Genomic DNA, 5,417 nt, shown 5'->3' with positions numbered 1-5,417 from the left:
CCTCGGAGCACATCAAAAGAGTACCTTGACACGCCTGAGCGGCGACCAAAGGCGGGCTGGGGGGCGGGGGCGGGGGAGGTGTGGGGCTTGGTCGGTTCTGTTGCGTTGCCGGCTTGCGTTTTCTGGTGGTTGGTAAAAGAAAAAGGCGCCCTCCCCGCTTCGCGGAGAGGGCGCCTTTCCTGGCTGGATCAGCTGAACGCCTTTGCGATCAGTGCCTTCTGCTCCACCTCGTGCACCTTGGACGAACCGGCCGACGGGGCAGCCATCGGCCGCCGCGAGACCACGTCCAGCTTGCCGAGCACGTCCGGGAACGTGCGCGGCAGGTGGAGGCCGAAGAACGGCCACGCGCCCTGGTTCTCGGGCTCCTCCTGGACCCACACGACCTCGGCGCCGGTGTAGCGCTCCAGCGCCGCCAGCAGCTTCTTCTTCGGCAGCGGGTAGTACTGCTCGATGCGCACGATCGCGACATCGTCGGCCTCGCGCTTGGCTCGCTCGGCCACCAGCTCCCAGTAGAGCTTGCCCGAGGTCAGTAGCACCTTTCGCACCTTGCCGGGCTCGACCTGCGCGTCGTCGATCACCGACATGAACTTCGAGTCGCCGGTGAAGTCCTCCAGGCCCGACGTCGCCGCCTTGTTCCGCAGCATCGACTTCGGGGTGAAGACGATCAGCGGGCGCTGGATGCCGTCCAGCGCGTGGCGGCGCAGCAGGTGGAAGTAGTTCGCCGGGGTGGACGGCACCGCGACGGTCATCGAGCCCTCGGCGCACAGCGACAGGAACCGCTCGATGCGGCCCGACGTGTGGTCCGGGCCCTGGCCCTCGTGGCCGTGCGGCAGCAGCAGCACGACGTCCGACCGCTGGCCCCACTTGGCCTCACCGGACGAGATGTACTCGTCGATCACCGTCTGGGCGCCGTTGACGAAGTCACCGAACTGCGCTTCCCACAGCACCAGCGCGTCGCTGTTGGCCACCGAGTAGCCGTACTCGAAACCGACGGCCGCGTACTCCGACAGCGCCGAGTCGTAGATCATCACCCGGCCCTGCTCGTCGGCCAGGTTCTGCAGCGGCGCGTACTCCCGGCCGGTCTTGCGGTCGATCAGCACCGAGTGGCGCTGGGTGAACGTGCCGCGGCGGGAGTCCTGACCGGACAGCCGCACCAGGCGGCCCTCCATCGCCAGCGAACCGAACGCCAGCAGCTCGCCGAAGGCCCAGTCGATACCGCCCTCGCGGGACATCTTGTGCCGCCGCTCCATGACCGGCTTGACCCGCGGGTGCGGGGTGAAGCCCTCGGGCACGTTGACGAACGCGTCGCCGATCCGCTCGATGACCTCGGCCGGCACCGCGGTCGGCACCTTCGCCGGCACCTGCTGCTCCTCCTCGACCGAGGGGCTCGGCGCGATCGGGTGCTTCTCCAGCTCGCGGACCTCGTTGAACACGTGCTCCAGCTGGCTCGAGAAGTCCCGCAGCGCGGCCTCGGCCTCCTCGACGGAGATGTCCCCGCGGCCGATCAGCGACTCGGTGTAGGTCTTCCGCACCGAGCGCTTGGTGTCGATGATGTCGTACATCGCCGGCTGCGTCATCGACGGGTCGTCGCCCTCGTTGTGGCCGCGGCGGCGGTAGCAGATCATGTCGATGACGACGTCCTTGTTGAACGCCTGGCGGTAGTCGACGGCCAGCTTGCCCACCCAGTGCGCCGCCTCCGGGTCGTCCCCGTTCACGTGGAAGATCGGGGCGCCGATCATCTTCGCCACGTCGGTCGCGTACTGCGAGGAGCGGGCGTGCTCCGGCGCGGTGGTGAAGCCGACCTGGTTGTTGATGATGATGTGCACGGTGCCGCCGGTGCGGTAGCCGCGCAGCAGCGCCAGGTTCAGCGTCTCCGCCACGACACCCTGGCCGGCGAAGGCCGCGTCACCGTGCAGCAGCACGGGCAGCACCGAGAAGCCGCCGGTGTCGCTGTCGCCCTTGTCGAGGATGTCCTGCTTGGCGCGGACGATGCCCTCGAGCACCGGGTCGACCGTCTCCAGGTGGGACGGGTTGGACGCCAGCGACACCCTGGTCTCGCCGTCGCCGAACATGCGGAAGTACTTGCCCTCCGCGCCCAGGTGGTACTTCACGTCACCGGAGCCGTGCGCCTGGCCCGGGTCGAGGTTGCCCTCGAACTCCTGGAAGATCTGCGAGATCGGCTTGCCGACGATGTTGGCCAGCACGTTCAGGCGGCCGCGGTGCGGCATGCCGATGACGACCTCGTCCAGCTCGTGCTCGGCGGCCTTGTCCAGGACGGTGTCCAGCAGCGGGATCACCGTCTCGCCGCCCTCCAGCGAGAACCGCTTCTGGCCGACGTACTTGGTCTGCAGGAACGTCTCGAACGCCTCGGCCGCGTTCAGCTTCGACAGGATGTACTTCTGGACGTTGGGGTCCGGCTTGGCGTGCGGGACCTCCACGCGGTCCTGGATCCAGCGGCGCTCCTCCGGGTCCAGGATGTGGGTGTACTCGACGCCGACGGTCCGGCAGTAGGAGTCGCGCAGCACGCCCAGGACGTCGCGCAGCTTCATCTTCTGCTGGCCGGCGAACCCGCCCACGGCGAACTCGCGGTCGAGGTCCCACAGCGTCAGGCCGTGCGAGAGGATGTCCAGGTCCTCGTGGCGGCGCTGGCGGTAGTTCAGCGGGTCGGTGTCGGCCATCAGGTGGCCGCGCATCCGGTAGGCGTCGATCAGCTCCAGCACCCGGGCGGTCTTGTCGATCTCGCCCTCGGGGATGTCGGAGACCCAGCGGACCGGCTCGTAGGGCAGCCGCAGCGACGTGAAGATGTCGTCGTAGAAGCCGTCCCCGCCGAGCAGCAGCTCGTGGATGCGCTTGAGGTACTCGCCCGACTCCGCGCCCTGGATGATGCGGTGGTCGTAGGTCGAGGTCAGCGTCATGATCTTGCTGATGCCCAGGTCGACCAGGGTCTTCTCGCTGGTGCCCTCGAAGTGGGCGGGGTACTGCATGGCGCCGACGCCGATGATCGCGCCCTGGCCGGCCTGCAGGCGCGGCACCGAGTGGTTGGTGCCGATGCCGCCCGGGTTGGTCAGCGAGATGGTGGTGCCGGCGAAGTCGTCCGCGGTCAGCTTGTTGTTGCGGGCCTTCTTGACGATGTCCTCGTAGGCCTGCCAGAACTGGCGGAACGTCATGTTCTCGCAGTTCTTGATCGAGGCGACGACCAGCGTGCGACCGCCGTCCTTGCCCTTCATGTCGATGGCGAGGCCGAGGTTCACGTGCTCCGGCGTGACGGCGTGCGGCTTGCCGTCGACCAGCGCGTAGTGCCGGTTCATGTTCGGGAAGTCCTGCAGCGCCCGCACCATGGCGTAGCCGATGAGATGCGTGAACGAGATCTTCCCGCCACGGGTGCGCTTGAGGTGGTTGTTGATGACGATGCGGTTGTCGGCCATCAGCTTGGCCGGGACCGCGCGCACGCTGGTGGCGGTCGGCACGGCCAGCGAGGCGTCCATGTTCTTGGCGATCGCGGCGGCGGCGCCCCGCAGCTGCTTGCTCTCCGGCTCGGTGGCCGCCGGCTTCGGCGCCGCGGCGGCCGGCTTGGCGGCGGCGGGCTTCGCGGGCTGGGCGGCCGGCTTCGCGGCGGGCTTCGGCTGGGCGGGCGCGGCCGGGGCAGTCGCAGCCTGGTCGACCTGGCCGTTGCCCGGCTTGGCGGGCTGCTCACGGACGGGCGCGGGGGCGGCGTCCGGCTTCGACTCGGTGGCCTGCGTCGGCTTGAAGTCCGAAAAGAACTCGTGCCATGCGGCGTCTACTGAAGAGGGGTCGGCGAGGAACTGGTCGTACATCTCCTCGACGAGCCATTCGTTGGGGCCGAACTGTGACGCAGGGCTGCTGCTGGACACGGCAGGGACTCGCCTCTATCCATATCTCGATCTTGTTGTCCGCTTGATGCGCCTACCAGGCTAACCCCCTCGCGTTCGCCGTTGTGACCGAAGTGGCCCAAGTCCCGGGACTGGTGTTTGGGATTCCTCACTTGATCGGTCCAGCCTGCGTCCGGACGAGTAAGGGACCTGCCGGAATCGAGTACGGGGCCGGTGTGGAACCGGTACGGTCGCCGGACCGTCTCCAGTAAGAGCGGAAAGGGGTCGTCAGGTGGCGGATCTGTCGGACATCGAGCGCATGGTCGGCGACTGGGAGCGCAACGCGGTGGAGCGGTCGCAGCGCTTCCAGGCGATGCAGCACGAGGTCGAGCAGATCTCGATCACCGAATCGGTGGCTGGCGGCGCGGTCAGCGTGACCGTCGGTAACAACGGCATCCCCACGGGCGTGCGGATGACCGACGCGGTCCGGTCGATGAGCCCGGACGAGATCGCGGCCAACGTGCTCAAGGCGATGCAGAAGGCCCAGTCGAAGTATCCGCAGGTCATCCAGGAGATCGTGGCCGGGACCGTGGGCGAGTCGGACAGCGCGGCGCAGCACATCGTGCGGACCGCGGAGGAGAACTTCCCGGAGCCACCCGCGGAGGACCCCGAGCCGCCCGCGCCGGGCCGCCAGCTGCGGATCGAGACCGAGGCCGACGACGAGCCGCCGCAGCAGCCACGCAGGCCGGCGCCGCCGCAGCGGCCCCGCCGCGACGACGGTGACGACGACTTCGGGGACCAGTCCTTCCTGCGACGCGACTAGGGGGAGCGATGACCAGCAGCTTCGCGCGGGGTGCCGCGGCGAGGGCGGGCGGTTCGGCGTCCCGCGGGGCCGCCAACGGCTACGAGGTGCTCACCGACGAGCTCGGCACGCACGCCGGCAAGGTCGACGGGCTGGCACAACGCTTGCAGACCGCTGTCGACGCGGCCCGCCAGGTGAGCATGGACAACAGCGCGTTCGGCGTGATCTGCCAGCCGTTCGCGATGATGCTCGACCCGTTCGAGCAGATGGGCATCCGGGCGCTGGAGACGGCGAAGGAGTCGGTCACCGGCACGGCGGGCAACGTGCGCACGGCGGTCACCAAGTACGAGGGCCAGGACGAGGGCACCCGGCAGACGGTCAAGCAGCTGGGTGAACCACTGACATGAGCAACCCGCTGGTGGCGCAGGCGCAGTCCCAGACGACGGCGGTCACTGGCATCGGGATTCTGGAGTCGGCGCAGGACCTGTCCAACGGGGTGAAGGACGGGTCGTGGGTCGAGGGTGGGCTGGGTGCGTTGGGCACTGGTCTCGAGGTTCTGTCGATGGTGATTGATCCGCTGGGGACGCTGGCTCAGTACGGGGTGGCGTGGTTGATCGAGCACGTGCGGCCGTTGAAGGAGGCGTTGGACTGGTTGGCGGGGGATCCGCCGGTGATCCAGTCGTTTTCGGATACCTGGGCGAATGTGGCGGCCGAGGTGGGTGCGGTCGCGGGGGATTTGAAGAACGAGGTCGAGGGTGGTACGGCGGGGTGGGCCGGTCAGGGGG

Annotated in this window: 3 protein-coding genes and 1 pseudogene; 3 read left to right on the top strand and 1 reads right to left on the bottom strand. The window is 68.6% G+C overall.

Annotation, left to right across the window (positions count from 1 at the left end):
- Positions 1–188: 188 nt before the first annotated feature.
- Positions 189–3,872, bottom strand: a complete 3,684-nt coding sequence (locus tag D0D15_RS35175) for a multifunctional oxoglutarate decarboxylase/oxoglutarate dehydrogenase thiamine pyrophosphate-binding subunit/dihydrolipoyllysine-residue succinyltransferase subunit (RefSeq protein ID WP_094008586.1) — start codon at positions 3,870–3,872, stop codon at positions 189–191.
- Between the two features lie 250 nt (positions 3,873–4,122).
- On the opposite strand from D0D15_RS35175, the gene D0D15_RS35170 reads away from it, so the two are divergent.
- The 3 genes and pseudogenes from D0D15_RS35170 to D0D15_RS35160 all read left to right on the top strand — a co-directional run.
- Entirely contained in the window at positions 4,123–4,653 is a 531-nt protein-coding gene (locus tag D0D15_RS35170) for a YbaB/EbfC family nucleoid-associated protein (protein WP_094008587.1), read from the top strand.
- An 8-nt stretch (positions 4,654–4,661) separates the two neighbouring features.
- Complete coding sequence (locus D0D15_RS35165) at positions 4,662–5,039, top strand: type VII secretion target (RefSeq protein ID WP_094008588.1); 378 nt, start codon at positions 4,662–4,664, stop codon at positions 5,037–5,039.
- A pseudogene (locus D0D15_RS35160) lies at positions 5,036–5,417 on the top strand (hypothetical protein); the annotation flags it as partial. The gene D0D15_RS35165 and the pseudogene D0D15_RS35160, both read left to right, overlap by 4 nt.

Origin of the sequence: Amycolatopsis thermalba, assembly GCF_003385215.1 — a bacterium.
In the GTDB taxonomy this organism is placed as follows: domain Bacteria; phylum Actinomycetota; class Actinomycetes; order Mycobacteriales; family Pseudonocardiaceae; genus Amycolatopsis_E; species Amycolatopsis_E thermalba.
This window is presented reverse-complemented; position numbering and strand designations above follow the sequence as displayed.